Genomic DNA, 23565 nt, shown 5'->3' on the forward strand with positions numbered 1-23565 from the left:
TCAACGGTCCACTCTCTCACCCGTGCCGGACGGGTCGGCGCTTTCCGTTGCGGTGTCCGGTGTCAGGTCACTCGGCTGCTGCTCCGGGGCGGCTGCCCGGGTACCGGTGCCGGATTCCTCCTCAGGGAAGTCCTCGGGCGTGAGACGGTCCTCGGGGCCTTCCTGGTTCTCCGGTCCGCCGTCGGCCTCGCTTGTCTCCGTGGCGTCGTTCTCCTCTGCCGTACGCGCGGCCGCGCGCTTGCGCTGCGTATACATCCGGAAGCCGGCGAGGACGAGCAGGAGGAAGCCGCCGCCGATGACCAGCATCACGGTGGCCGTGAACTCGGTGACCTTCACGTCGAAGGTGACGGGTGCGCCGTACGGCTGGCCGTCCTCCGTGAACAGCTGGGCGACCACCGTGGCTTGGCCGTTGGCCTGAGCCGAGGTGGGGAACTTCACCGTCTGGCTGTGCCCGCCGGACACCGTGACGCGCTGTTCGGAGAAGCGATCGTCATCAATCTCGAGGCGCCTCGGGCTCTTCGAGGTGAGCCGGAGCACCAGGTGCTCGACGCCCTGCACCAGGTTGTTCTGCACCGTCACGGGGATCGTGGCGCTGCGGCCGGAGAGCTTGGTCTCCGATTTGTCGATCAGCGTGACCTGGCCGGCCAGGGAGTCGATGTACGCCTCCACGGCATTGCGATAGTCCGCGGCCTCCCCGGAGCGGCTGCGCCACGACGTGGACATCTCGCGGTTCATGGCACGCCCGAAGGGCGTCACCACGCGGGCCTCCTTGCTGAGGATGACCTTGAACTTGTCGAGCTTGTCCTGCGTGGTCGCGATCTGCTCGTAGGCCGATCGCGGCAGCTCCTGCTTGCGCAGCGAGGAGGGGTACCGGGAGGCGGCCGGCACCTTCGTGGTGGCGCCGGGGTCGGGCTTGGCCGTGGCCGCGGCGGTGAGCTCCTGGGACTGGGACCACGTGCCGTCCTGGAGTGCCGTCACCGCCTCGGCCATAGCCTGGGCCTGGCTTGCCGTCGGCATGCGCTGTGGGGCGACGACGATGCTGCGCTGCTTGTCCGACTGGAGATTGAGGGCCAGGCTCTGGGCCAGGAACCTTTGCACGGCGAGCGTCGAACTCGACGCTCTTGTCAGGTTCCCCTGGAACAACGTGGACATCCTGGCGTCCGCGACGACCGCTGTCGTGCCGCCGCCGATGGGGCGGGCCGCGGAGGGCGTGTAGGGCAGGCCGCTCGTCTCGACCAGGCTGTCGCTGCGGGTGATCACCTTGTCCGCGCCGGCGGAGGTGGCGACCTTGACGATGGACGGGTCGACGGCGCCGTTCACGGGCCAGGCGAAGTCGGTGGTCGGCTCCACGTGAAGGATGGACTCGACCGTGTCGGCGGCGACGTCGGTGGCTTCCTTGAGGTGGTTCAGCGAGCCGGTGACGTTGGTGCCGTTGTGCGCCAGTGAGGCCAGGTCGGGGTCGGCGAAGGGCAGGGCGACGACCTCCTTGTCCTGCACCGCCTCCTGCAACTCGGCCAGCCACTGGTTGGCGACCGCCTGATGGGTGCCCGCCGTGGTCGTGTCGCCCTCGCCCTGCACGCGGTAGTTGTCCGTCATCGCATCCACGGAGGCCAGCAGGTCGGGGTCGATCACCCAGGTGACGTCGAGCTCCCTGCCCAGCGACACGAGCTGCTGCAGGCGGCCGCCGGGTGAGATCTCCTTGGCGAGGTCGTCGTTGCCGAAGACCGGCGTCTGTGACTCGTTCGACCCCGTCTGCGCGGTCATGTGCGCGGTGGAGATGAGCGGCCACAGCACCGTCGTACGGGTCTTCGTGTCGGCCCCGTCGGGCTGCCACGGCAGGAAGGTCCGCTGGATGCCGAGCACCTGATCCCAGGGCTGCGCGGACGTCTCGCCGGACAGGGAGACGGCGAGCGGGTAGACCCCGTCTCTTCCGAGGTCCAGATCGTCGACCGGCACGGAGATGCTGAAGCGCTGGGAGACGCCCGGAGTGAGCTTGGAGAACTCCTTGACGTACTTCCCGCCCACCGGTGCCCCGTCGAGGCCGTCCTGGTAGCCGGCGCGCTGGGCGACCGTGTCGATGTCCGAGCGCGTGTTCAGCGCGGACCCCAGGCGCAGGTCGACCTGCGCGTCGGTGACCGCCTGCTTGCCCTTGTTGGTCACCGTGCCGGACACGGTCAGTGTGTCGCCGTCACCGGGGACAGAGGGGGTGAGCGAGTCCACAGCGACGGCCACCGTGCCCGAGCCGGAGGCGGCCTTCAGGGAGTCCTGCCCGGCGGCGTGCGAGGGCGTGGCCGCGGGCAGCTGGAGCAGGCCGGCCAGCAGAGGCGCCCCGGCGATCAGTGCTCCGGTGCGCCGCAGCCACCGGCGGGCAGGTGAGGGACTCATCCCCTGGAAGTCTGCCGCCTCGGCCACGCGCTCGCCCGTCCCTCGTCGTCGTCAGTGGTCGTCGGAATGTGCGTCCACGCATGGTAACGATGCGCGCTGAGGGGAAGTGCCGCGGTCTGCTCCACAAGATCGGTTCAGACCGTCGGCATGTCCCGTATGTGCCCCTATAAAGGGGAGCGTTTTCGTACGTCGTAAGGGCAGGCCTTGTGCCCGTATTTGCGGAGCTGTCTGCGCCCTCGGATGTGCACGTTTAATGGAGGCGATGCCGGTCGCCCGGGCCACGTACCCTCTTCTGTTGTGCCGAACGCCAACGAAGACAAGCCCAGCGCCCTGAGCCAGGCGCAGCACCGCGCGGTGAGTGAACTGCTGCGGGTTGCCCCGGTCGCCGACGACCTCGCCCGCCGTTTCCGGGAGGCCGGGTTCTCACTCGCCCTGGTCGGCGGGTCGGTCCGGGACGCGCTGCTCGGCCGGCTCGGCAACGACCTGGACTTCACGACCGACGCTCGTCCCGAGGACGTGTTGAAGATCGTGCGCCCGTGGGCGGACGCCGTGTGGGAGGTCGGTATTGCTTTCGGCACGGTCGGGGCCCAGAAGGACGCCCGCGTCGGAGACGCTGACCGATGCTTTCAGATCGAGGTGACCACCTACCGATCGGAGGCGTACGACCGGACCTCGCGCAAGCCCGAGGTGTCGTACGGCGACTCGATCGAGGAGGACCTCGTCCGGCGTGACTTCACCGTGAACGCGATGGCCGTCGCCCTTCCGGAGAAGGAGTTCATCGACCCGCACGGCGGTCTGGAGGACTTGGCGGAGCGTGTGCTGCGTACGCCGGGCACTCCCGAGGAGTCCTTCTCGGACGACCCGCTCCGCATGATGCGGGCCGCACGCTTCGCGGCACAGCTCGACTTCGAGGTGGCTCCCGAGGTGGTGACGGCCATGAAGGAGATGGCCCAGCGCATCGAGATCGTCTCGGCGGAGCGAGTGCGGGACGAGCTGAACAAGCTGATCCTGTCCGCGTACCCCCGCAAGGGTCTGACGTTGCTGGTCGACACGGGGATCGCGGATCGTGTGCTGCCCGAGCTGCCGGCGCTGCGCCTGGAGAGCGACGAGCACCATCGGCACAAGGACGTCTACGAGCACACGCTGATCGTCCTGGAGCAGGCGATGGCACTGGAGGAGGACGGCGCCGACCTGACCCTCCGGCTCGCCGCGCTGCTGCACGACATCGGCAAGCCGCGCACGCGCCGCTTCGAGAAGGACGGCCGGGTCTCGTTCCACCACCATGAGGTGGTCGGCGCGAAGATGACGAAGAAGCGCATGACGGCGCTCAAGTACTCCAACGAGCTGGTGAAGGACGTCTCACGTCTGGTCGAACTCCACCTGCGCTTCCATGGATACGGCACCGGAGAGTGGACGGACTCCGCCGTCCGCCGCTATGTCCGTGACGCCGGCCCGCTCCTGGACCGCCTCCACAAGCTGACCCGCTCGGACTGCACGACGCGCAACAAGCGCAAGGCGACCGCGCTGTCCCGCGCCTATGACGGCCTGGAGGAGCGGATCGCTCAGCTCCAGGAGCAGGAGGAACTGGACGCCATCCGTCCCGACCTCGATGGCAACCAGATCATGGAGATCCTCGACGTCGGGCCGGGGCCCGTTATTGGTCGCGCGTACAAGCACATGCTGGAGCTTCGGCTGGAGAACGGGCCGATGTCGCACGACGAGGCGGTTGCGGCGCTCAAGGAATGGTGGGCCGAGCAAGGCTGAGGCTGTGAAACGGGCGCATGTTTCACGTGAAACATGCGCCCAGATGCGCTGAGGGGCGGTGTTTCACGTGAAACACCGCCCCTCAGCGCATTGGAGAGATCAGATCAGAGGTCCTTGAGGCACAGCAGGAACTCGTCGTCGCTGGTGCCTGTCTTCATCGTCTCGGTGTAGAGGCTGGTGGACCCTTCCACCTTGCTGCACTCGGTCTGGGCAGTGAGTGACGTGTAGTGCCCCTTGATCTTCTTGAGTACCTTCACCTCGGCCTCGGAGGAGGAGCAGTCCACAACCTCCAGGGTGTCATCCGAGACCGACGATGACGGGGCCTTCAGGCAATCGCCCTCCGCGGCGTTCTTCGCGTCGTCCTGGCTCATTATGTAGCCGACGATGATCATGATGCTGACGGCCACGACGGCAAGGATGTTCTTGATCGTCTTGAAGTTGAAGCCGCGGCGCGGCTGCTGCGGCGGAACCGGCGCGTACGGTGCCGCCCCCTGCGGGGGGAACCCGGGCTGGCCCGGCTGCTGCGGGTACCCGCCCTGGGGCGGGTACGGGGCCTGGCCCTGGGGCTGGCCGTAGGGCTGCTGAGCCTGGGCGTACGGGTTCTGGCCCTGGGCGTACGGGTTGCCCTGGGGCGGCGGAGTTGTCACTTGGGGGTCCCCCTAGAACTTGGGTGCGTCGCGCGAACTGAGCGCGGAAATAAGACGCACGTAAGTTATCGGTCCCCACTGACACTTGAGCGGCCGGGAGTGGCTCTGTGTCATTGATGTGACACCGAGCGGCGTTCGAAGCGGCCCATAGCGCCAGCAACTGCCGCGTAGATAACGGCGACTGCGACAACGAGCGGTGTCGAGCGGCCGTCCGGCGGCAGTATCAGGGCGGCGACGCCGGCGGCACTGACGAAGGCGACGTTGAACAGCACGTCGTAGACGGAGAAGACCCGGCCGCGGAAGCCGTCCTCGACGGAGGCCTGCACGATCGTGTCCGTCGCGATCTTCGCCCCCTGTGTCGTCAGGCCGAGCACGAATGCCGCGGCCAGCATGGGAGTTGTGGCGAACGGCAGGCCGAGTGCGGGCACCAGGACTGCGGCGGCCCCCGCGCACACGGCGATCCAGCGGCCGGAGCCCAGCCGTGCCGCCGCCCACGGTGTCGCCACGGCCGCCGCGAAGAAGCCGGCGGCGGAAATCCCCAACGCCACCCCCAGCAGGGCGAGTCCGTCATCGGCGTTCGAAGAGAAGGCGTACCGGCAGAGCATCAGCAGCGTCACCAACAGGGCGCCGTAGCAGAAGCGCATCAGAGTCATCGTGAACAGTGCCCAGACGGCCTCCCTCCGCGGCGGCGTTGCGAGATGGCGTACCCCTGCCGCCAGATCGCGCGCGGTGCCGGAGACCGCCGCTGCGAGGCGCGGCTGCACCAACTCCCGGTCGGGCCCCAGCAGTTCTCGTGACATGCGCAGTGCCGCCAGCCCCGCGCACAGGTACAGGGCCGCTCCCAGGAGCACCACGGCGGCATCGGAGTCCCAGGCCACCAGTCGTACGAGGAAGGCCAGACCGGCACCTACGCTCGCGGCGAGCGTTCCGGCGGTCGGGGAAAGGGAGTTGGCGATGACCAGACGCTCGTCGTCGACCACGCGTGGCAGCGCGGCGGACAGGCCGGACAGAACGAAGCGGTTTACGGCGGTGACGCACAGGGCGGAGACGTAGAAGAGCCAGTCCGGTACCTCGGTGATGATCAGCACGGCTGTCGCCGAAGCCAGTACCGTGCGCAGCAGGCTGCCGTACAGAAGCACCTGGCGGCGGCGCCAGCGGTCCAGCAGGACGCCGGAGAAAGGGCCCACCAGGGAGTACGGCAGGAGAAGTACCGCCATTGCGGAGGCGATCGCGGCGGCCGAGGTCTGTTTCTCCGGTGAGAAGACGACGTACGTGGCGAGCGCGGTCTGGTACACGCCGTCGGCGCCCTGCGAGAGCAGGCGTACGACGAGCAGGCGCCGGAAGTTCCGGAAGCGCAGCAGGACCCGCAGGTCGCGTACGACGGACATGGGGCACAGCCTCACATATGGGGAGGGTCCCCGGGTGGTGCAACCCGGGGACCCTCAGCAGCTCTGGCAGGAGCGTTCTTAGTGCGGCGCCGTCTGCTTAGCGCTCGACCTCACCCTTGATGAACTTCTCGACGTTCTCGCGGGCCTCGTCGTCGAAGTACTGCACCGGCGGGGACTTCATGAAGTACGAGGACGCGGAGAGGATCGGGCCGCCGATACCGCGGTCCTTGGCGATCTTCGCGGCGCGCAGGGCGTCGATGATGACGCCGGCGGAGTTCGGGGAGTCCCAGACCTCGAGCTTGTACTCCAGGTTCAGCGGGACGTCACCGAAGGCGCGGCCCTCGAGGCGGACGTAGGCCCACTTGCGGTCGTCGAGCCAGGCGACGTAGTCGGACGGGCCGATGTGGACGTTCTTCTCGCCGAGGTCCCGGTCGGGGATCTGGGAGGTGACGGCCTGCGTCTTGGAGATCTTCTTCGACTCGAGGCGGTCACGCTCGAGCATGTTCTTGAAGTCCATGTTGCCGCCGACGTTCAGCTGCATCGTGCGGTCCAGGATGACGCCGCGGTCCTCGAACAGCTTCGCCATGACGCGGTGCGTGATGGTCGCGCCGACCTGGGACTTGATGTCGTCGCCGACGATCGGGACGCCCGCCTCGGTGAACTTGTCCGCCCACTCCTTCGTACCGGCGATGAACACCGGCAGGGCGTTGACGAAGGCGACCTTGGCGTCGATGGCGCTCTGGGCGTAGAACTTCGCCGCGTCCTCGGAGCCCACGGGCAGGTAGCAGACGAGGACGTCGACCTGCTTGTCCTTGAGGACCTGGACGACGTCGACCGGGGCCTCGGCGGACTCCTCGATGGTCTCGCGGTAGTACTTGCCGAGGCCGTCGAGGGTGTGGCCGCGCTGGACGGTCACGCCGGTGCGCGGCACGTCGCAGATCTTGATGGTGTTGTTCTCGCTGGCACCGATGGCGTCCGCGAGGTCGAGGCCGACCTTCTTCGCGTCGACATCGAAGGCGGCGACGAACTCGACGTCACGGACGTGGTAGTCGCCGAACTGCACGTGCATCAGGCCGGGGACCTTGGACGCCGGGTCGGCGTCCTTGTAGTACTCGACTCCCTGAACCAGCGACGCGGCGCAGTTGCCAACGCCGACGACGGCTACGCGAACCGAACCCATTCCGGTTGCTCCCTGTGTGTACGAGTGAGGCCCTGACTGGGCTCTCACGTGGCGGTGTCGCCGGGCGAATCCGTTCCGGGACTACCCCCGGAACGGGGCAGATCGCCCGGCTCTCCAGATGTCGTGTCCTGCTGAGCGGACCCCCCGGAAGCGGAACCCTTCAGGTCCCGCCCGGCCCGCTCGCTCTCGATGAGCTCGTTCAGCCAGCGCACTTCGCGCTCCACGGACTCCATCCCGTGGCGCTGGAGCTCAAGCGTGTAGTCGTCGAGGCGCTCCCGAGTGCGTGCCAGGGAGGCGCGCATCCTCTCCAGGCGCTCCTCCAGCCGGCTGCGGCGGCCCTCCAGTACGCGCATGCGTACGTCCTGCGGCGTGCGTCCGAAGAAGGCAAATCGGGCAGCGAAGTGCTCGTCCTCGTACGCGTCGGGGCCGGTCTGTGAGAGCAGTTCCTCGAAGTGCTCCTTACCTTCCGCCGTCAACCGGTAGACGATCTTGGCGCGACGTCCTGCGAGTGGTGCGGCGAGGGCGTCCTCGACGGTGTTCCCGGTTTCCTCGATCAACCAGCCGTTGGCGACCAGCGTCTTGAGGCAGGGATAGAGCGTGCCGTAGCTGAACGCACGGAACACACCCAGTGACGTATTGAGTCGTTTGCGCAGCTCGTAGCCGTGCATCGGGGATTCGCGGAGCAGTCCGAGTACGGCGAACTCGAGGATCCCGGAACGTCGGCTCATCCCCTCGCCTCCTCGTCATATCTCGCGCTGATGTATCGACTCGATACATCACGACGATAGAACGGCCTTCCGGACGCGACAAGTGGGGGAACGGTGAACGGGATCACATCAACGATTCATGTGGAGCGAGTTGCCGGATTTGGGGTGAAGTTCGGGGCTGGGTGGGCTTTGACGGTGCGTAGTCTGTGCGCCATGCACACCACCGGGAACCGAGTGACACCTGAGGGCGTCGTCGTCCTTGGTGCAGTACGGGTGAATGCGGAACCGACCGCATCCGTACTTCGGGGGGACCGGAAATCAGCCGCCGTTGCCAGGCGCCCAGAGGTGCGCCTGCCCGAGGAGTAGTCGTTCGATGAGCGAGCACCGTCGCAAACCGCCGCAGCCGCAGGGAGGCGGACGTGCCGCGGCCCGACGCGGCCAGCCCGGCTCGTCCGCCGGCCGCCGAGCGGCACCGCGAGGCGCCACCGGATCTCCTTCCGACTCGTACGGGTCGGGTTCCAGCGGTTCGGGAGGCGAGGAACGGCCGTACGGCGGCCGCGCCGAGGCACGCCGCGCGGCCCAGAGAAGTGGAGCCGGCCGCCGCAGAGCGGCCGAACCGGGCCGGGGCGGCCGCCGTGCCGCTCCCGGCGGGCCGAACGGCCCCGGGCGCGGCAGAGGACGCGCGGCCCCGCCCGGCAGGAAGCGGTTCGTCGACTATCCGCGCGCGGGCAAGTATGGGGTGGCGCGTTGGGTGCCGTCGTGGCGGCTTGTCGCGGGGGCGTTCCTCGCCTTCATGGGCGGTCTGGTCGCTGCCGCGGGCTTCGGGTACGCCATGGTGGGCATCCCGAAGGCACAGGACACGGCCCTGGCTCAGAACAACGTCTTCTACTGGTCCAACGGCAAGCAGATGGCGTCGACCGGCGGTCAGACCAACCGTCAGCTCGTGAGCAACGCGGAGATTCCGAAGGAGATGAAGGACGCGGTGGTCTCCGCCGAGAACGCGTCCTTCTACGAGGACAACGGCATCGACCCGGCGGGTATCGGGCGTGCCCTCCTCAACATGGCGAGGGGTGGCGAGACGCAGGGTGGTTCGACCATCACCCAGCAGTTCGTGAAGAACACCTTCCTGAGCCAGGAGCAGACGATCTCCCGTAAGTTCAAGGAGCTGTTCATCTCCATCAAGGTCGGCCAGAAGATGTCGAAGGACGAGATTCTGGCCGGCTACCTCAACACCGCCTACTACGGCCGAAACGCCTACGGCATCCAGGCGGCGGCCCAGGCGTACTTCGGCGTGGACGCCAAGGACCTCACTACTTCGCAGTGCGCCTTCCTGGCCGCCGTACTGAAGGGCCCGAACTTCTACAACCCCGACGGCGGTGTGGGGTCGGGCGCCACGGTGGAGGCCAACACCGAGCGGGCCAAGGAACGCTGGTCGTGGATCCTGGGCCGCATGGTTGAGGTGGGGCGCATGTCAGCGGCCGAGCGTGGCAAGGTCGGCAGCTTCCCGGATTTCAAGAAGCAGAACTCGAACCTGTCCGGGCAGAGCGGCTATCTCATCGACATCGCCAAGGAATACGTCGCCAAGAAGGCGGGCCTGTCCCCCGAGGACCTGGAGAAGGGCGGTTACCGCATCTACACGACCTTCGACAGGAAGAAGGTCAACGAGCTGGCGGCGGCCGTCAAAAAGACGCAGAAGAGCTTCCTCGACCCCAAGAAACGCGAGAAGGACAAGTACGTCCAGTTCGGCGGCGCGTCGGTCGACCCCAAGAGCGGAGCGATCGTCGCGCTGTACGGCGGCGAGGGCTACGACAAGGGTCACTACTCCAACAACGCCAACACGTTGGGTGTGCCGGTCGGATCGACCTGGAAGCCCATCGTGCTGGCCGCCGCGATGAAGTACGGGACCTACGAGACCGATGGAGAGCCGCTCTCGCCGTTGGCCAAGTACAACGGCAACGACCTTCTGGTGATCAAAAACCAGAACGGCGACCCGATCATGGGCGACAATGGAAAGCCGTTCCGGCAGAAGAACGAGGGCACCAAGGCCTGGGGCATGGTGACGCTCGAGAAGGCCATGGAGCAGTCCATCAACAGCCCGTTCGCGCAGCTGGGCATCGACGTGGGCCTGTCCAACACCCAGAAGCTCGCGAACGACATGGGCATTTCGTCGAGCTTCTTCGACCAGGCCAACATCAGGAACGTGTCCTTCTCGCTGGGTACGTCGACGCCGAGCGCCATCCGCATGGCCGACGCGTACGGGAGCTTCGCCAACGAGGGCACGCACTACGAGCCGTACTCCGTCACAAAGGTGATCAAGGATGGTGAGGAGCTCAAGGGCTTCGAGCCCCCGGCGAAGCAGACCGCCATGGACGCCAACATCGCGAACAACGTGACGGACGTCCTGGAGAACGTGGTCCAGAACGGCACCGGTAAGAAGGTCGCGGACATCGGCTTCCCGGTGGCCGGCAAGACGGGTACGACCGACGAGAACAAGTCGGCGTGGTTCGTCGGGTACACCAGGGAACTGTCCACCGCCGTGACCCTGTTCCGGACGGACCCCGCCAAGGGCAAGCTGCTGTCCATGAACGGCACCGGTGGCGTGACGTCGATCCACGGTGGTGACATCCCGGCTCAGGTCTGGAAGGACTACATGATCGAGGCGATGAAGAGTTACGGAACTCTGGAGCCCTTCCCGGAGGCCGAACCCATCGGCGAGATCATCAACGACACGCCGACGCCGACCGTGGTGCCGACGCCCACCGAGACTGTCGAGGAGAGCCCGAGCCCGTCGCCGTCGCCCTCTGAGTCGCTGATCTCGCCGTCGCCGACACCTAGCGAGACCTGTGACGACCTCAGCTGGCAGTGCGACACCGCCAACGGTGGGCAGAACGGTGGCTCGGACGGGGGCGTGACTTCAACACCTACGCCCACGGCGACGGAAACGGATAACTCCGGAGGCAATGCCAACGGCAATGGAGGCATCTTCGGCGGACCATCAGGCTGACCGGCGGTCTCACCTGACGCGAGAAGGCCGGTGGCCGGCACCCATGAAGTGGGGGTGCCGGCCACCGGCCTTTGCCGCTTATACGGCTGTCCAGCCCCTCTCCCACACCCTCGAACGGTGCCTCGGCCGGGCTTCAGGCGGGGTGCTGTTTCACGTGAAACGTCGGTTTCACGTGAAACACTCAGCCGTCGCACACCGTCGCCCTCGCACCGTTCTCAGACACGTACGGCAGGATGTGCCCCATGCCCAGTGCAGAGACGACGCCCACGAGCGTGCACGAGCCGGACCCGGTGCGGCCGACCAAGGAGGACGAGGTCGCCGCGAGCGGGAGTGAGCTGATCGGTGGCCCCATCGGACGGCGTGCCCTGCTCGGAACGTCCTGGTGGACTTCCGTGCGCATCGTCGCGCTCGTGGCGATCGGCATGTTCGCCCTCGGTCTGGTCCAGAAGGCCCCTTGCTACAACGGCGCATGGTTCTTCGGCGCCAGCTCGCAGTACACGCATGCCTGCTACTCGGACATCCCGCACCTCTACCAGGGGCGCGGCTTCGCCGACGGGCTGGTGCCGTACTTCGACAAGCTCCCCGGCGACATGCAGTACCTCGAATATCCGGTACTGACCGGTGTGTTCATGGAGGTGGCGTCCTGGCTCACGCCGGGCAGCGGCAGTATCCAGGACCAGGAGCAGTGGTACTGGATGGTCAACGCCGGGATGCTGATGGTGTGCGCGGCCGTCATCGCCGTCTGTGTGACCCGCACGCACGCCCGGCGCCCCTGGGACGGACTGCTGGTCGCCCTCGCGCCCGCCTTCGCGCTGACCGCGACCATCAACTGGGACTTGCTGGCCGTCGCACTGACGGCCGCCGCGATGCTGATGTGGTCGCGCGGCCGCTCCCTCGCCTTCGGCATCCTGCTGGGGCTCGCCACGGCCGCCAAGCTCTATCCCGTCTTCCTCCTCGGCCCCTTGCTCGTCCTGTGCTGGCGTGCGGGCAAGTGGCGGGACTTCGGGAAGGCGCTGGGCGGCACTGCCGTCGCCTGGCTCGTCGTGAACCTTCCGGTGATGCTCCTCGCCTGGGACGGGTGGTCGCAGTTCTACCGGTTCAGCCAGGAACGAGGCGTCGACTTCGGCTCCTTCTGGCTGATCATGGCCCAGAACTCCACGGACCCGCTGAGCACGGAAACCGTCAACACGCTCGCCACCCTGTTGATGCTGGTGTGCTGTGCCGGCATCGCCGCGCTCACGCTCACCGCGCCGCGACGTCCGCGTTTCGCGCAGCTGGCCTTCCTGATCGTCGCGGCGTTCATCCTCACCAACAAGGTCTACTCGCCTCAGTACGTGCTGTGGCTGGTGCCGCTGGCCGCGCTGGCCCGGCCGAGGTGGCGGGACTTCCTCATCTGGCAGGTGGGCGAGGTGGCGTACTTCCTCGGGATCTGGATGTACCTCGCGTACACGACCAGCGGGGACGCCCACAAGGGACTGCCGCCCGACGGCTACCACTGGGCCATCGGCGTGCACCTGCTCGGGACGCTGTACCTGTGCGCCGTCGTCGTACGGGACATCCTCATGCCGGAACGTGACCCGGTGCGCCGAGGCGGTGACGACGATCCCTCGGGCGGCGTGCTCGACCGGGCGGACGACGTGTTCGTGCTCGGCCCCGCAGCCCATCCCCCGCGGCACGCGGCCCACTTCGACGCACCGCAAGTGGAGTGGGGCAAGCAGGGGGCGACCGGCGGTTCGCTCTGAGCGAACAGGACGTAGACAGGGCACGCGAAAGGCCGTACACGGAAGAGTCCGTGTACGGCCTTCCCCCGTTACGGAGTGCCGAGCGGAGGTCGCTTCAGTGCCGACGGCGTTCGGTCAGCGGTCGACGAGCCGGTCGAACTGCGTGGTGGTGTGCCGCAGATGGGCCACCAACTCGTCGCCGACCTTCGGCTCGGGAGCGTCCGAGGGGACGAACAGGATGGAGACCTGCATGTGCGGCGGCTCCGCGAACCAGCGCTGCTTGCCGCCCCATACGAAGGGAGAAAGGTTCCGGTTGACGGTGGCGAGGCCGGCCCTGGCGACGCCCTTGGCGCGCGGCATGACGCCGTGCAGGGCCTTCGGGGCCTCCAGACCCACCCCGTGCGAGGTACCGCCCGCCACGACCACCAGGAAGCCGTCGGAGGCCGCCTTCTGCTGCCGGTAGCCGAAGCGGTCGCCCTTGGAGACGCGCGTGACGTCCAGGACCGCTCCGCGGTACTCCGTGGCCTCGTGGTCCCCCAGCCACAGCCGGGTGCCGATACGGGCCCGGAAGCGGGTCTGCGGGAACTGCTGCTGCAGGCGGGCGAGTTCCTCGGCCTTCAGGTGGCTGACGAACATCGTGTGCAGCGGCAGCCGCGCGGCACGCAGACGGTCCATCCAGCCGATGACCTCCTCGACGGCGTCCGAGCCGTCGGTACGGTCCAACGGCAGGTGGATGGCGAACCCCTCGAGCCGTACATTCTCTATGGCAGCGTGCAGCTGCGGCAGATCGCGCTCGCTCACGCCGTGCCGCTTCATCGAGGACATCACCTCGATGACGACGCGGGCGCCGACGAGGCCGTACACGCCGTCCACCGACGACACCGAGCGGATGACCCGGTCGGGCAGCGGTACAGGCTCCTCGCCGCGCCTGTACGGCGTCAGTACCAGCAGGTCACCGCCGAAGTAGTCCTTGATGCGTGCGGCCTCGTACGTCGTACCGACGGCGAGGACGTCCGAGCCCAGTCGCGTGGCCTCCTCCGCCAGCCGCTCGTGCCCGAACCCGTAGCCGTTGCCCTTGCAGACCGGGACGAGTCCCGGGAACTGCTCCTGCACGTGCTTGTGGTGCGCCCGCCAGCGCGCGGTGTCGACGTAGAGCGTGAGCGCCATGGCCGGACCTGGAACCTTTCTCGTGGCTGCGGTGTATCAGAGGTATGGAAGCTATCGCCGGTGCAGCAGTTGACGGTATCGAAGCAGAGAACGGGAGGTCAGCGGCGCGACATGTAGATGTCGAGCGCCTTGTGGAGCAACTTGTTCAGCGGGAAGTCCCACTCCCCGAGGTACTCGGCGGCCTGCCCGCCCGTGCCCACCTTGAACTGGATCAGGCCGAAGAGGTGGTCGGTCTCGTCCAGCGAGTCGGAGATGCCGCGCAGGTCGTAGACGGTCGCGCCGAGCGCGTAGGCGTCGCGCAGCATCCGCCACTGCATCGCGTTCGAGGGCCGGACCTCACGGCCGATGTTGTCGGAGGCGCCGTAGGAGTACCAGACGTGCCCGCCGACGATCAGCATTGTCGCCGCCGACAGGTTCACACCGTTGTGGCGGGCGAAGTACAGCCGCATGCGGTTGGGGTCCTCGGTGTTGAGGGCCGTCCACATGCGCTGGAAGTACGACAGCGGACGCGGCCGGAAATGGTCCCGCACGGCCGTGATCTCGTACAGGCGCTGCCACTCCGCGAGGTCCTGGTAACCGCCCTGGACGACCTCGACGCCGGCCTTCTCGGCCTTCTTGATGTTGCGGCGCCACAGCTGGTTGAAGTTCTTGTGGACCTCTTCGAGGGACCGGTTGGCCAGCGGCACCTGGTAGACGTAGCGGGGCTGGACGTCGCCGAAGCCGGCGCCACCGTCCTCGCCCTGCTGCCAGCCCATACGGCGCAGCTTGTCGGCGACCTCGAAGGCGCGCGGCTCGATGAAGTCGGCCTCGATGTCCCTCAGTCGCTTCACGTCCGGGTTCTGGATGCCCGCCTTGATGGAGGTGGCCTCCCAGCGCCGGATGATCACCGGCGGGCCCATCTTCACGGAGAAGGCGCCCTGGTGCTTCAGATGCGCGAGCATCGGTTCCAGCCAGTCGGTCAGATTAGGCGCGAACCAGTTGATGACCGGGCCCTCGGGCAGGTAGGCGAGATAGCGCTTGATCTTGGGCAGCTGCCGGTAGAGGACGAGGCCGGCCCCGACGAGTTCGCCGCTCTTGTCGAACCAGCCGAGGCTCTCCGAGCGCCACTCCGCCTTGACGTCCGCCCAGGCCGGAACCTGCATGTGGCTCGCCGACGGCAGGCTCTGGATGTATGCCAGATGCTGCTCGCGACTGATCGTCCTCAGGGTCAGGCTCATTCGGGGCGCTCCTCGGGCTGGTGTGTCCCCATGGGTACAGGGGCTCCGGCTCTCGCGCCGAAGCCTACTGCGCCTTGGGAGCGCCCCGACTGGGCGTATGGAAGCTTCGCCCCGGCCCCGTGGGCCACCGAGGCGTTCGGTGGTGTTCTATGCGCTGTTCTACCGGTGTTCGGAGGGCAGTCTCCGTGGCCGGTTCTTCGGAGGACGGTGCCCTGGCGTCAGAAGACCCCGCCGAAGAGGCCGCCGTGCGCCATGCCGAGGAAGAAGCCGACCGCCGAGGCGCCGAGGCCGATGATCAGCCCGAAGCGCTCGCGGGTCGTCTCCGAGATCCACTGGCCGTACGCGCCGGTGAGGATCCCCACCAGACCGGTCCAGGAGCTGAGCAGGTGCAGGTGGTGGAACATCGCCGTGACGAAGGCCGTGATGCCCAGCACCAGGGTCACCGCGAGCAGGGTGTCCTGGAGAGGGTGGGGCTTTCCGTCCGTGGCGAAAAGGCCTCCGACGGTGTTGGGTCGCATTGCCTGTGCCATAGGGCACCTCCTGCGGAAGGCGGCGCATCGTAGCGCCATACACACCCGATGTGTACAGATTGTCGGTGACGGCGCCCGGATTTCAACCGGACGCCGGTGTGCAGGTAGTGTGTACCGTCTGCACCGGTGTCTGCCCGGGCCAGCTCGGGGAACCGCGAGGTCACCTCCGATTGTCAGTGGCGGCCGATACCGTTGCGTACGCATCACAACCCTCCTGCCACGGAACGACCGTGGCCGCTGAGTCCAAAGGAGGTGGGTTCCACATGCGTCACTACGAGGTGATGGTCATCCTCGACCCCGATCTGGAGGAGCGCGCTGTCGCCCCCCTGATCGAGAACTTCCTCTCCGTCGTCCGTGAGGGCAACGGCAAGGTCGAGAAGGTCGACACCTGGGGCCGTCGTCGTCTCTCGTACGAGATCAAGAAGAAGCCCGAGGGCATCTACTCGGTCATCGACCTGCAGGCCGAGCCTGCGGTCGTCAAGGAGCTCGACCGCCAGATGAACCTGAACGAGTCGGTCCTCCGGACCAAGGTCCTCCGTCCCGAGACCCACTGAGCTTTCCCGCTCAGCTCATCTCGGGATTCGAGTAGCAGCACAAGCAGCCAGCAGCAAACCCGCCGAGAGGTTCCCCCATGGCAGGCGAGACCGTCATCACGGTCGTCGGCAATCTTGTCGATGACCCCGAGCTGCGCTTCACCCCCTCCGGTGCGGCGGTCGCGAAGTTCCGTGTCGCGTCCACTCCCCGCACCTTCGACCGCCAGACGAACGAGTGGAAGGACGGCGAGAGCCTCTTCCTCACTTGCTCGGTCTGGCGTCAGGCGGCGGAGAACGTCGCGGAGTCGCTCCAGCGAGGCATGCGCGTCATCGTGCAGGGCCGGCTGAAGCAGCGGTCCTACGAGGACCGTGAGGGCGTCAAGCGCACGGTCTACGAGCTGGATGTCGAGGAAGTCGGCGCCAGCCTGCGCAACGCCACGGCCAAGGTCACCAAGACCGCCGGCCGCGGTGGCCAGGGTGGTTACGGCGGCGGTGGCGGTGGCGGCCAGGGTGGCGGCGGCTGGGGCGGTGGCCCCGGCGGCGGTCAGCAGGGCGGCGGCGCTCCCGCTGACGACCCGTGGGCGACCGGTGCTCCCGCCGGTGGCCAGCAGGGCGGTGGCGGCGGCTGGGGTGGAAACTCCGGCGGCGGCGGTGGCGGCTACTCGGACGAGCCCCCCTTCTAGGCCTTGGGCCGAGGGGCGGGTCGTACCCAAACTTCTTGATCACACAGGAGAAACACCATGGCGAAGCCGCCTGTGCGCAAGCCGAAGAAGAAGGTCTGCGCTTTCTGCAAGGACAAGGTCACGTACGTGGACTACAAGGACACGAACATGCTGCGGAAGTTCATTTCCGACCGCGGCAAGATCCGTGCCCGCCGCGTGACCGGCAACTGCACGCAGCACCAGCGTGACGTCGCCACGGCCGTGAAGAACAGCCGTGAGATGGCGCTGCTGCCCTACACCTCCACCGCGCGATAAGGGAAGGGTGACCGACACATGAAGATCATCCTCACCCACGAGGTCTCCGGCCTCGGTGCCGCGGGCGACGTCGTCGACGTCAAGGACGGTTACGCTCGCAACTACCTGATCCCGCGGAAGTTCGCTATCCGCTGGACCAAGGGCGGCGAGAAGGACGTCGAGCAGATCCGTCGTGCTCGCAAGATCCACGAGATCCAGACCATCGAGCAGGCCAACCAGATCAAGGGCCAGCTCGAGGCCGTCAAGGTCCGTCTGGCCGTCCGCTCCGGCGAGGCCGGTCGTCTCTTCGGTTCCGTCACCCCGGCCGACGTCGCCTCGGCGATCAAGGCTGCCGGTGGCCCCGAGGTCGACAAGCGCCGCATCGAGCTCGGTGCGCCGATCAAGACTCTGGGCGCCCACGAGACGTCCGTGCGTCTGCACCCCGAGGTTGCCGCCAAGGTCAACATCGAGGTCGTCGCGGCCTGATCGCTGCGCTCGGCTTGAACAGCTGAATGAGGGGGCCGTACCCGGCGGGGTACGGCCCCTTCGCTGCACAGAGAGCGGATCTGGCCCGTTTCACGTGAAACAGCGTGTTTCACGTGAAACATTCAGCGCGTCGCGCCGGTGACGATCCAGCGGCCCGAGCGCGTGCGTGCCCAGAGGGTCAGCATGCGCACCGTCATCATCAGCGTCAAGGCTGCCCAGACTGCGGTGAGACCGCCGCCGAACGCGGGGACGAGTAGGGCCACCGGGGTGAACACCGCCAGGGTGAGCACCATGGCCCACGCCAGGTAGGGACCGTCACCCGCCCCCATCAGGACGCCGTCCAGGATGAAGACGACGCCGCAGATCGGTTGAGAGAGCGCCACCACGAGGAGGGCGGGAAGCGCCGTTTCCTTGACGACCGTGTCACTGGTGAACAGCGGCAGGAAGATCGGTCGGGCGATCACCACGAGCAGGCCGAGTACGACGCCGGCTGCGATGCCCCACTCCACCATGCGGCGGCAGGCGGCTCGGGCGCCCTCGGCGTCGCCGGCACCGAGATAGCGGCCGATGATGGCTTGCCCGGCGATGGCGATGGCGTCCAGCGCGAAAGCGAGCAGGCTCCACAGCGACAGGATGATCTGGTGTGCCGCGATGTCGGCGTCCCCGAGGCGGGCTGCGACGGCCGTGGCGATCATCAGGATCGCCCGCAGAGAGAGGGTGCGGACCAACAGGGGCACGCCGGCCTGTGCGGAGGCCCTTATCCCGGCTGCGTCGGGGCGTAGGGAAGCATCGTGCTTGCGGGCTCCGCGGACGACCACCACGAGGTAGGCCGCGGCCATGCCGCACTGGGCGATGACGGTGCCCCAGGCGGAGCCCGCGATGCCAAGGTCGGCGCCGTAGACGAGGCCCGCGTTGAGGGCGGCGTTGGCGACGAAGCCAGCGACGGCGACGTAGAGCGGAGTCTTGGTGTCCTGCAGTCCGCGTAGGACGCCGGTGGCGGCGAGTACGACGAGCATGGCCGGTATGCCGAGTGTCGAGATCCGCAGATAGGTGGTGGCGTAGGGGGCTGCTGTGTCCGAGGCGCCGAAGAGTTCCACGAGATACGGCGCGGTGGGCAGAACGACTGCGATGACGGCGGCACCGAGCAGGAGAGCCAGCCAGATGCCGTCCATGCCCTGGCGGATGGCGGCCTGGAGGTCACCCGCGCCGACGCGTCGGGCAACGGCGGCCGTGGTGGCGTAGGCGAGGAAGACGAAGACGCTGACGCCTGTCATGAGAAGAGCCGAGGCGACCCCGAGTCCGGCGAGCTGTGCGGTGCCGAGATGGCCGACGATCGCACTGTCGGCCATGACGAAGAGGGGCTCGGCGACGAGCGCGCCGAAGGCCGGAACGGCGAGTGCGACGATCTCTCGGTCGTGCTTTCGCCGTGTGGCCGTAGGAGTCGCGGGGGCCTGTGTCATGGCCACCAATCTAATCGTCCACAGGTAAGAGATGCAATGCAGTTGTGACCCTTACTCACCGTCTCGTGCTGTGTACTTCTGTGTACCGTTCGAAGCGATCTTGGTCCGACTGGGGAAGTTTTTCTTCTGCACAGCCGGTGGACGGTAAATGAGCAGGTCAGCGTGGGTGTCTGGAATTCTTGTGAGGCTTGTTCACAGGGCTGTCCACCGCCTCGTGCACAGGTTTTGTGGAGTTCTCCACAGCATCCGGGCCGTCGTCCACATGGCCTGTGGATAACCAGATTGGCTGACGGTGCCTGCGGGCCTACCGTTGTCCGGCGCCCGCTCCGTCCGCCGACCGTGAAAACCTCACAAAACCGGCGAGCCTGAACCGGAGTTGGGCCTCTTACTTTGTCAGTGGCGTGCCGTAGAACTGAGGGCACGGCGAGGTCCGCTCGGCGGACGGGAGGAGGTGGCTCGGTTGAGCATTTCCGAGCCCTTGGACGACCCGTGGGCCGACAGCGGTCCCAGTGATCGTCTGCCTGCCTCCCGCCGACGCGGTGACGGGGCCGGGGGACGCGGCGAGCAGCATGATCGCGGCCGGGACAACGGCGAGTGGGACGGCGGTGGGTCGGCCTTCGAGCGGGTTCCGCCGCAGGATCTCGACGCCGAGCAGTCCGTCCTCGGCGGCATGCTCCTGTCCAAGGACGCCATCGCCGATGTCGTCGAGGTTCTCAAGGGCCACGACTTCTACAAGCCCGCACACGAGACGATCTTCCAGGCGATCCTCGACGTCTATGCCAAGGGCGAGCCGGCCGACCCCATCACGATCGCCGCCGAGCTCACCAAGCGCGGCGAGATCAACAAGGTGGGCGGCGCCTCGTATCTCCACACCCTCGTCCAGACGGTGCCGACGGCCGCGAACGCGGAGTACTACGCGGAGATCGTCCATGAGCGCGCCGTACTGCGCCGCCTGGTCGAGGCCGGCACCCGCATCACGCAGATGGGATACGCGGCCGACGACGACGTCGACGAGATCGTCAACCGCGCCCAGGCCGAGATCTACGCGGTCACCGAGCAGCGCACCAGCGAGGACTATCTGCCGCTCGGCGACATCATGGAGGGCGCGCTCGACGAGATCGAGGCGATCGGCTCGCGCAGCGGCGAGATGACGGGTGTGCCCACCGGCTTCACGGACCTCGACTCGCTCACCAACGGTCTGCACCCGGGCCAGATGATCGTCATCGCGGCCCGTCCCGCCATGGGTAAGTCCACGCTTGCGCTGGACTTCGCGCGGGCGGCGTCGATCAAGCACAACCTGGCGAGCGTCATCTTCTCCCTGGAAATGGGCCGCAACGAGATCGCGATGCGTCTGCTGTCGGCCGAGGCGCGCGTGGCCCTGCACCACATGCGCTCCGGCACCATGACGGACGAGGACTGGACACGCCTGGCGCGGCGCATGCCCGAGGTATCGGCGGCGCCGCTGTACATCGACGACTCCCCGAACCTGTCGATGATGGAGATCCGTGCGAAGTGCCGTCGGCTGAAGCAGCGCAATGACATCAAGCTCGTGATCATCGACTATCTGCAGCTGATGCAGGCCGGTGGTTCGAAGCGTTCCGAGAGCCGTCAGCAGGAGGTCTCGGACATGTCCCGTAATCTCAAGCTCCTGGCCAAGGAGCTGGAGGTCCCGGTGATCGCGCTCTCGCAGCTCAACCGTGGCCCCGAGCAGCGCACGGACAAGAAGCCGATGGTGTCCGACCTGCGTGAGTCCGGCTCCATCGAGCAGGACGCCGACATGGTGATCCTGCTGCACCGTGAGGATGCCTACGAGAAGGAGTCGCCGCGCGCCGGCGAGGCGGACATCATCGTGGGCAAGCACCGTAACGGCCCGACGGCGACGATCACGGTGGCCTTCCAGGGCCACTACTCGCGGTTCGTGGACATGGCACAGACATGATCCACCTCACCCGGGGATATGCGCTCGACTCCCGAGAGTCCACCAGGGTGGACTGGGGGCATGACGACATCTCAGGAAGAGCTGCTCCCCACCACCCGCCGGGCGCTGCTGCACCGCATCGCCGTGGCACAGTCCGAAGGGCGTGCGCCCTCGCTGGTCGCCGCAGTTGTACGGGACGGCCGGACCGTGTGGCACGGCTCGCGTACGTCGGTGGACGGGCACGCGCCGGACGAGAACGTGCAGTACCGAATCGGCTCGATCACCAAGACCTTCACGGCGCTTCTCGTCCTGCGCCTGCGTGACGAGGAACTGCTCGACCTCGGTGACCCGCTGGAGAAGCATCTGCCCGGGACAGGTGTGGGGGAGGCCACCATCGCCGAACTACTCGCGCACACGAGTGGGCTGGCGGCCGAGACGCCGGGACCGTGGTGGGAGCGGAGCCCCGCATCACTGCGGCCCGGGCTCTCCGACGTCCTGGGCGAGCAGCCCCTCCTGCACCCGTCCGGCCGTCGATTCCACTACTCGAACCCCGGCTACGCGCTGCTGGGCACGCTCGTCGAGAAGCTTCGGAGGGCTTCCTGGGAGGACGTACTCCGGCGTGAAGTGCTCGAACCCCTGGGCCTGCATCGCACGAGTACGCGACCGCAGGCGCCGCACGCGGGCGGCTGGGCGGTGCATCCCTGGGCCGATGTGATGCTTCCCGAGCCCGTCGAAGACCTCGGCCTGATGGCGTCGGCTGGTCAACTGTGGTCGACGACCGGCGACTTGGCTAGGTTCGCGGTCTTTCTGGCCAAGGGCGACGACCGTGTGCTGAGCGCCGAGTCGCTGCGGGAGATGAGGACGCCGGCCGCTCCGCCGGAGGCGGCGGACGTGGCGAGCGGTTATGCGTACTGCCTGGGGCTGGAGATCCGGCATCAGGACGGCAGGACCCTGGTCGGACACACGGGCTCCCTGCCAGGTTTCCTTGCCTGCCTCACTGTCGGCTTGGAGGACGATGTGGCGGCCATCGTCCTGGCCAACTGCACTTCTGGCCCTCTGTTGTTCTCCGTGGCCGCCGACCTCGTCCGCATCGTCGCCGAGGCCGAGCCGCGCATCCCCGAGCCCTGGCGTCCGATGCACGAGGTCGAATCAGCGGCACTGGAGTTGGCAGGTCAGTGGTACTGGGGAACCCATGCCTTCGGTCTGCGGCTGACGGCCGACGGGCTGGTCTCGTTGGAGCCGTTGTCCGGCAAGGGTCGCCGTTCCCGGTTCCGGGCCAACGGTGACGGCACATGGACGGGCTTGGAGGGCTACTACGCAGGCGAGCTCCTGAAGGCCGTGCGACGACCGAACGGCGCCGTCGACCATCTGGACCTCGGGTCGTTCGTCTTCACGCGTCAGCCGTACGACGAGGGGGCTGCAGTGCCGGGTGGCGTGGATCCCGACGGATGGCGGGGGAGCGGCTCGTTCTGACCGCTTGGTGAAGGCGCCTGTTTCACGTGAAACAGGCGCCTTCACCAAGTCACAGCGTGAGCTTGAAGCCCACATGCGAGGCCGTGAAGCCGAGCCGCTCATAGAAGCGATGGGCGTCTGTACGCGTGTTATCGGAGGTCAACTGCACCAACTGGCAGTTCTGGCGTCTGGATTCGGCGACCGCCCACTCGATGAGCTGCGTGCCGAGGCCGCTGCCGCGCTCATCGGCGTGGATGCGTACGCCTTCAATGATGGAGCGGGCCGCGCCTTTGCGGGACAGCCCGGGAATGACCGTGAGCTGGAGCGTGCCGACGACTCGGCCCTCACGGACCGCGACGACCAGGTGCTGGTTCGGATCGCTGCTGAGCCGCTCAAGTGCGGCGAGGTAAGGCGTCAGGTCCTCCGGTGATTCGCGCTGGGCGCCCAGCGGATCGTCTGCGAGCATGCCGACGATCGCGGAGACGTCATCGGCGACGGCGGCTCGTATTTCAAGGTCTCCCATATTCGCACCCTATGCGGGGGTCGGAAGCGTCTCCACGGCCCGGACCAGTGGGGCGAGTTCGGGGTTCTTGGCGGCTTCGTCGAGGGCTTCGCGCAATGCGGCCTCGTTGGTCGGCCGTGCCTCTTCCAGGAGTTTGCGGCCTGCGTCGGTGACGTCGGTGTAGATGCCGCGGCGGTCGGTGGGGCAGAGGTAGCGGGAGAGCAGGCCGCGGTCCTCGAGGCGGGTGACGAGCCGGGTGGTGGCGCTCTGGCTGAGGACGACGGCGTCGGCGACCTGTTTCATCTGCAGGTGCCCGCCTTCGCCGTCGTGCTGGCGGCCGAGCACGTCGAGCAGGGAGTACTCGCGCACGCTCAGGTCGTGCTTGGTCTGCAGGGCGCGCTCGATGTGCGCCTCGATCCTGCCGTGCAGCAGGGAGAGGGCGCACCAGCCCTGGGCGAGGGCGGTGAGCGTGGGGTCCGTGGCGGTCATGGCTTTTCCTCCGGGCCAGAGCGGCTGAAGCCAGAGTAGAGCAGAAGTGGGATAGTCCG

20 protein-coding genes are annotated in these 23565 nt (G+C 67.4%); 9 read left to right on the top strand and 11 right to left on the bottom strand.

Going from position 1 to position 23565, the window contains the following annotated elements; genetic code table 11:
* Window positions 1-2412 (bottom strand): DUF6049 family protein, encoded by a 2412-nt coding sequence (locus tag ACIREI_RS25275; protein WP_403336909.1) that lies wholly within the window; start codon window positions 2410-2412, stop codon window positions 1-3.
* 270 nt (window positions 2413-2682) lie between these two features.
* On the opposite strand from ACIREI_RS25275, the gene ACIREI_RS25280 reads away from it, so the two are divergent.
* A complete protein-coding gene (locus ACIREI_RS25280) occupies window positions 2683-4149 on the top strand; it encodes a CCA tRNA nucleotidyltransferase (RefSeq protein WP_403336912.1) in 1467 nt (488 codons plus the stop codon).
* 104 nt (window positions 4150-4253) lie between these two features.
* Here the strand turns inward: ACIREI_RS25280 and ACIREI_RS25285 are convergent, their stop codons facing one another.
* From ACIREI_RS25285 to ACIREI_RS25300, 4 genes are all read right to left on the bottom strand, one after another.
* On the bottom strand, window positions 4254-4796 hold the full coding sequence (locus tag ACIREI_RS25285; protein ID WP_403336915.1) for a hypothetical protein: 543 nt from the start codon (window positions 4794-4796) through the stop codon (window positions 4254-4256).
* Between the two features lie 110 nt (window positions 4797-4906).
* On the bottom strand, window positions 4907-6184 hold the full coding sequence (locus ACIREI_RS25290) for an MFS transporter (protein ID WP_403336918.1): 1278 nt from the start codon (window positions 6182-6184) through the stop codon (window positions 4907-4909).
* Between the two features lie 97 nt (window positions 6185-6281).
* Window positions 6282-7364, bottom strand: a complete 1083-nt coding sequence (locus tag ACIREI_RS25295) for an inositol-3-phosphate synthase (RefSeq protein ID WP_403336921.1) — start codon at window positions 7362-7364, stop codon at window positions 6282-6284.
* Window positions 7365-7408: 44 nt separating this feature from the next.
* Window positions 7409-8092, bottom strand: a complete 684-nt coding sequence (locus tag ACIREI_RS25300) for a helix-turn-helix transcriptional regulator (RefSeq protein WP_403336923.1) — start codon at window positions 8090-8092, stop codon at window positions 7409-7411.
* Between the two features lie 352 nt (window positions 8093-8444).
* Here ACIREI_RS25300 and ACIREI_RS25305 point away from each other — a divergent pair, with 352 nt between their 5' ends.
* Together ACIREI_RS25305 and ACIREI_RS25310 are read left to right on the top strand one after the other, a co-directional pair.
* Window positions 8445-11075, top strand: a complete 2631-nt coding sequence (locus ACIREI_RS25305) for a transglycosylase domain-containing protein (RefSeq protein ID WP_403336925.1) — start codon at window positions 8445-8447, stop codon at window positions 11073-11075.
* 242 nt (window positions 11076-11317) lie between these two features.
* Entirely contained in the window at window positions 11318-12817 is a 1500-nt protein-coding gene (locus ACIREI_RS25310) for a glycosyltransferase family 87 protein (RefSeq protein WP_403336928.1), read from the top strand.
* A 114-nt stretch (window positions 12818-12931) separates the two neighbouring features.
* On the opposite strand, the gene ACIREI_RS25315 is transcribed toward ACIREI_RS25310, so the two are convergent.
* The 3 genes from ACIREI_RS25315 to ACIREI_RS25325 form a co-directional block, all read right to left on the bottom strand.
* A complete protein-coding gene (locus tag ACIREI_RS25315; RefSeq protein WP_403336931.1) occupies window positions 12932-13963 on the bottom strand; it encodes an alanine racemase in 1032 nt (343 codons plus the stop codon).
* 98 nt (window positions 13964-14061) lie between these two features.
* On the bottom strand, window positions 14062-15180 hold the full coding sequence (femX, locus tag ACIREI_RS25320) for a peptidoglycan bridge formation glycyltransferase FemX (protein WP_128435528.1): 1119 nt from the start codon (window positions 15178-15180) through the stop codon (window positions 14062-14064).
* Window positions 15181-15398: 218 nt separating this feature from the next.
* Complete coding sequence (locus ACIREI_RS25325; RefSeq protein WP_403336934.1) at window positions 15399-15710, bottom strand: hypothetical protein; 312 nt, start codon at window positions 15708-15710, stop codon at window positions 15399-15401.
* Between the two features lie 263 nt (window positions 15711-15973).
* On the opposite strand from ACIREI_RS25325, the gene rpsF reads away from it, so the two are divergent.
* The 4 genes from rpsF (at window position 15974) to rplI (ending at window position 17685) form a co-directional block, all read left to right on the top strand.
* Complete coding sequence (gene rpsF / locus ACIREI_RS25330) at window positions 15974-16264, top strand: 30S ribosomal protein S6 (RefSeq protein WP_005482942.1); 291 nt, start codon at window positions 15974-15976, stop codon at window positions 16262-16264.
* A 77-nt stretch (window positions 16265-16341) separates the two neighbouring features.
* Window positions 16342-16926 carry a single-stranded DNA-binding protein gene (locus ACIREI_RS25335; protein ID WP_403336937.1) on the top strand — a complete coding sequence of 195 codons (585 nt, stop codon included), beginning with the start codon at window positions 16342-16344 and terminating at the stop codon, window positions 16924-16926.
* A gap of 57 nt (window positions 16927-16983) precedes the next feature.
* Complete coding sequence (gene rpsR / locus ACIREI_RS25340; RefSeq protein ID WP_003949403.1) at window positions 16984-17220, top strand: 30S ribosomal protein S18; 237 nt, start codon at window positions 16984-16986, stop codon at window positions 17218-17220.
* 18 nt (window positions 17221-17238) lie between these two features.
* Window positions 17239-17685, top strand: a complete 447-nt coding sequence (gene rplI, locus ACIREI_RS25345; RefSeq protein ID WP_403336940.1) for a 50S ribosomal protein L9 — start codon at window positions 17239-17241, stop codon at window positions 17683-17685.
* Window positions 17686-17807: 122 nt separating this feature from the next.
* Here the strand turns inward: rplI and ACIREI_RS25350 are convergent, their stop codons facing one another.
* Window positions 17808-19145 (bottom strand): MATE family efflux transporter, encoded by a 1338-nt coding sequence (locus tag ACIREI_RS25350; RefSeq protein ID WP_403336943.1) that lies wholly within the window; start codon window positions 19143-19145, stop codon window positions 17808-17810.
* A gap of 460 nt (window positions 19146-19605) precedes the next feature.
* Between ACIREI_RS25350 and dnaB the strand changes: the two genes are divergently transcribed.
* On the top strand, window positions 19606-21084 hold the full coding sequence (gene dnaB, locus ACIREI_RS25355; RefSeq protein WP_403336946.1) for a replicative DNA helicase: 1479 nt from the start codon (window positions 19606-19608) through the stop codon (window positions 21082-21084).
* 60 nt (window positions 21085-21144) lie between these two features.
* A complete protein-coding gene (locus ACIREI_RS25360; RefSeq protein WP_403336949.1) occupies window positions 21145-22536 on the top strand; it encodes a serine hydrolase domain-containing protein in 1392 nt (463 codons plus the stop codon).
* 49 nt (window positions 22537-22585) lie between these two features.
* Here ACIREI_RS25360 and ACIREI_RS25365 read toward each other — a convergent pair whose 3' ends face one another.
* Complete coding sequence (locus ACIREI_RS25365; protein ID WP_403336952.1) at window positions 22586-23038, bottom strand: GNAT family N-acetyltransferase; 453 nt, start codon at window positions 23036-23038, stop codon at window positions 22586-22588.
* 9 nt (window positions 23039-23047) lie between these two features.
* Complete coding sequence (locus ACIREI_RS25370) at window positions 23048-23506, bottom strand: MarR family winged helix-turn-helix transcriptional regulator (RefSeq protein WP_403336955.1); 459 nt, start codon at window positions 23504-23506, stop codon at window positions 23048-23050.
* Between the last annotated feature and the right edge of the window lie 59 nt (window positions 23507-23565).

This window comes from Streptomyces sp. NPDC093591 (assembly GCF_044764885.1).
GTDB lineage: Bacteria > Actinomycetota > Actinomycetes > Streptomycetales > Streptomycetaceae > Streptomyces.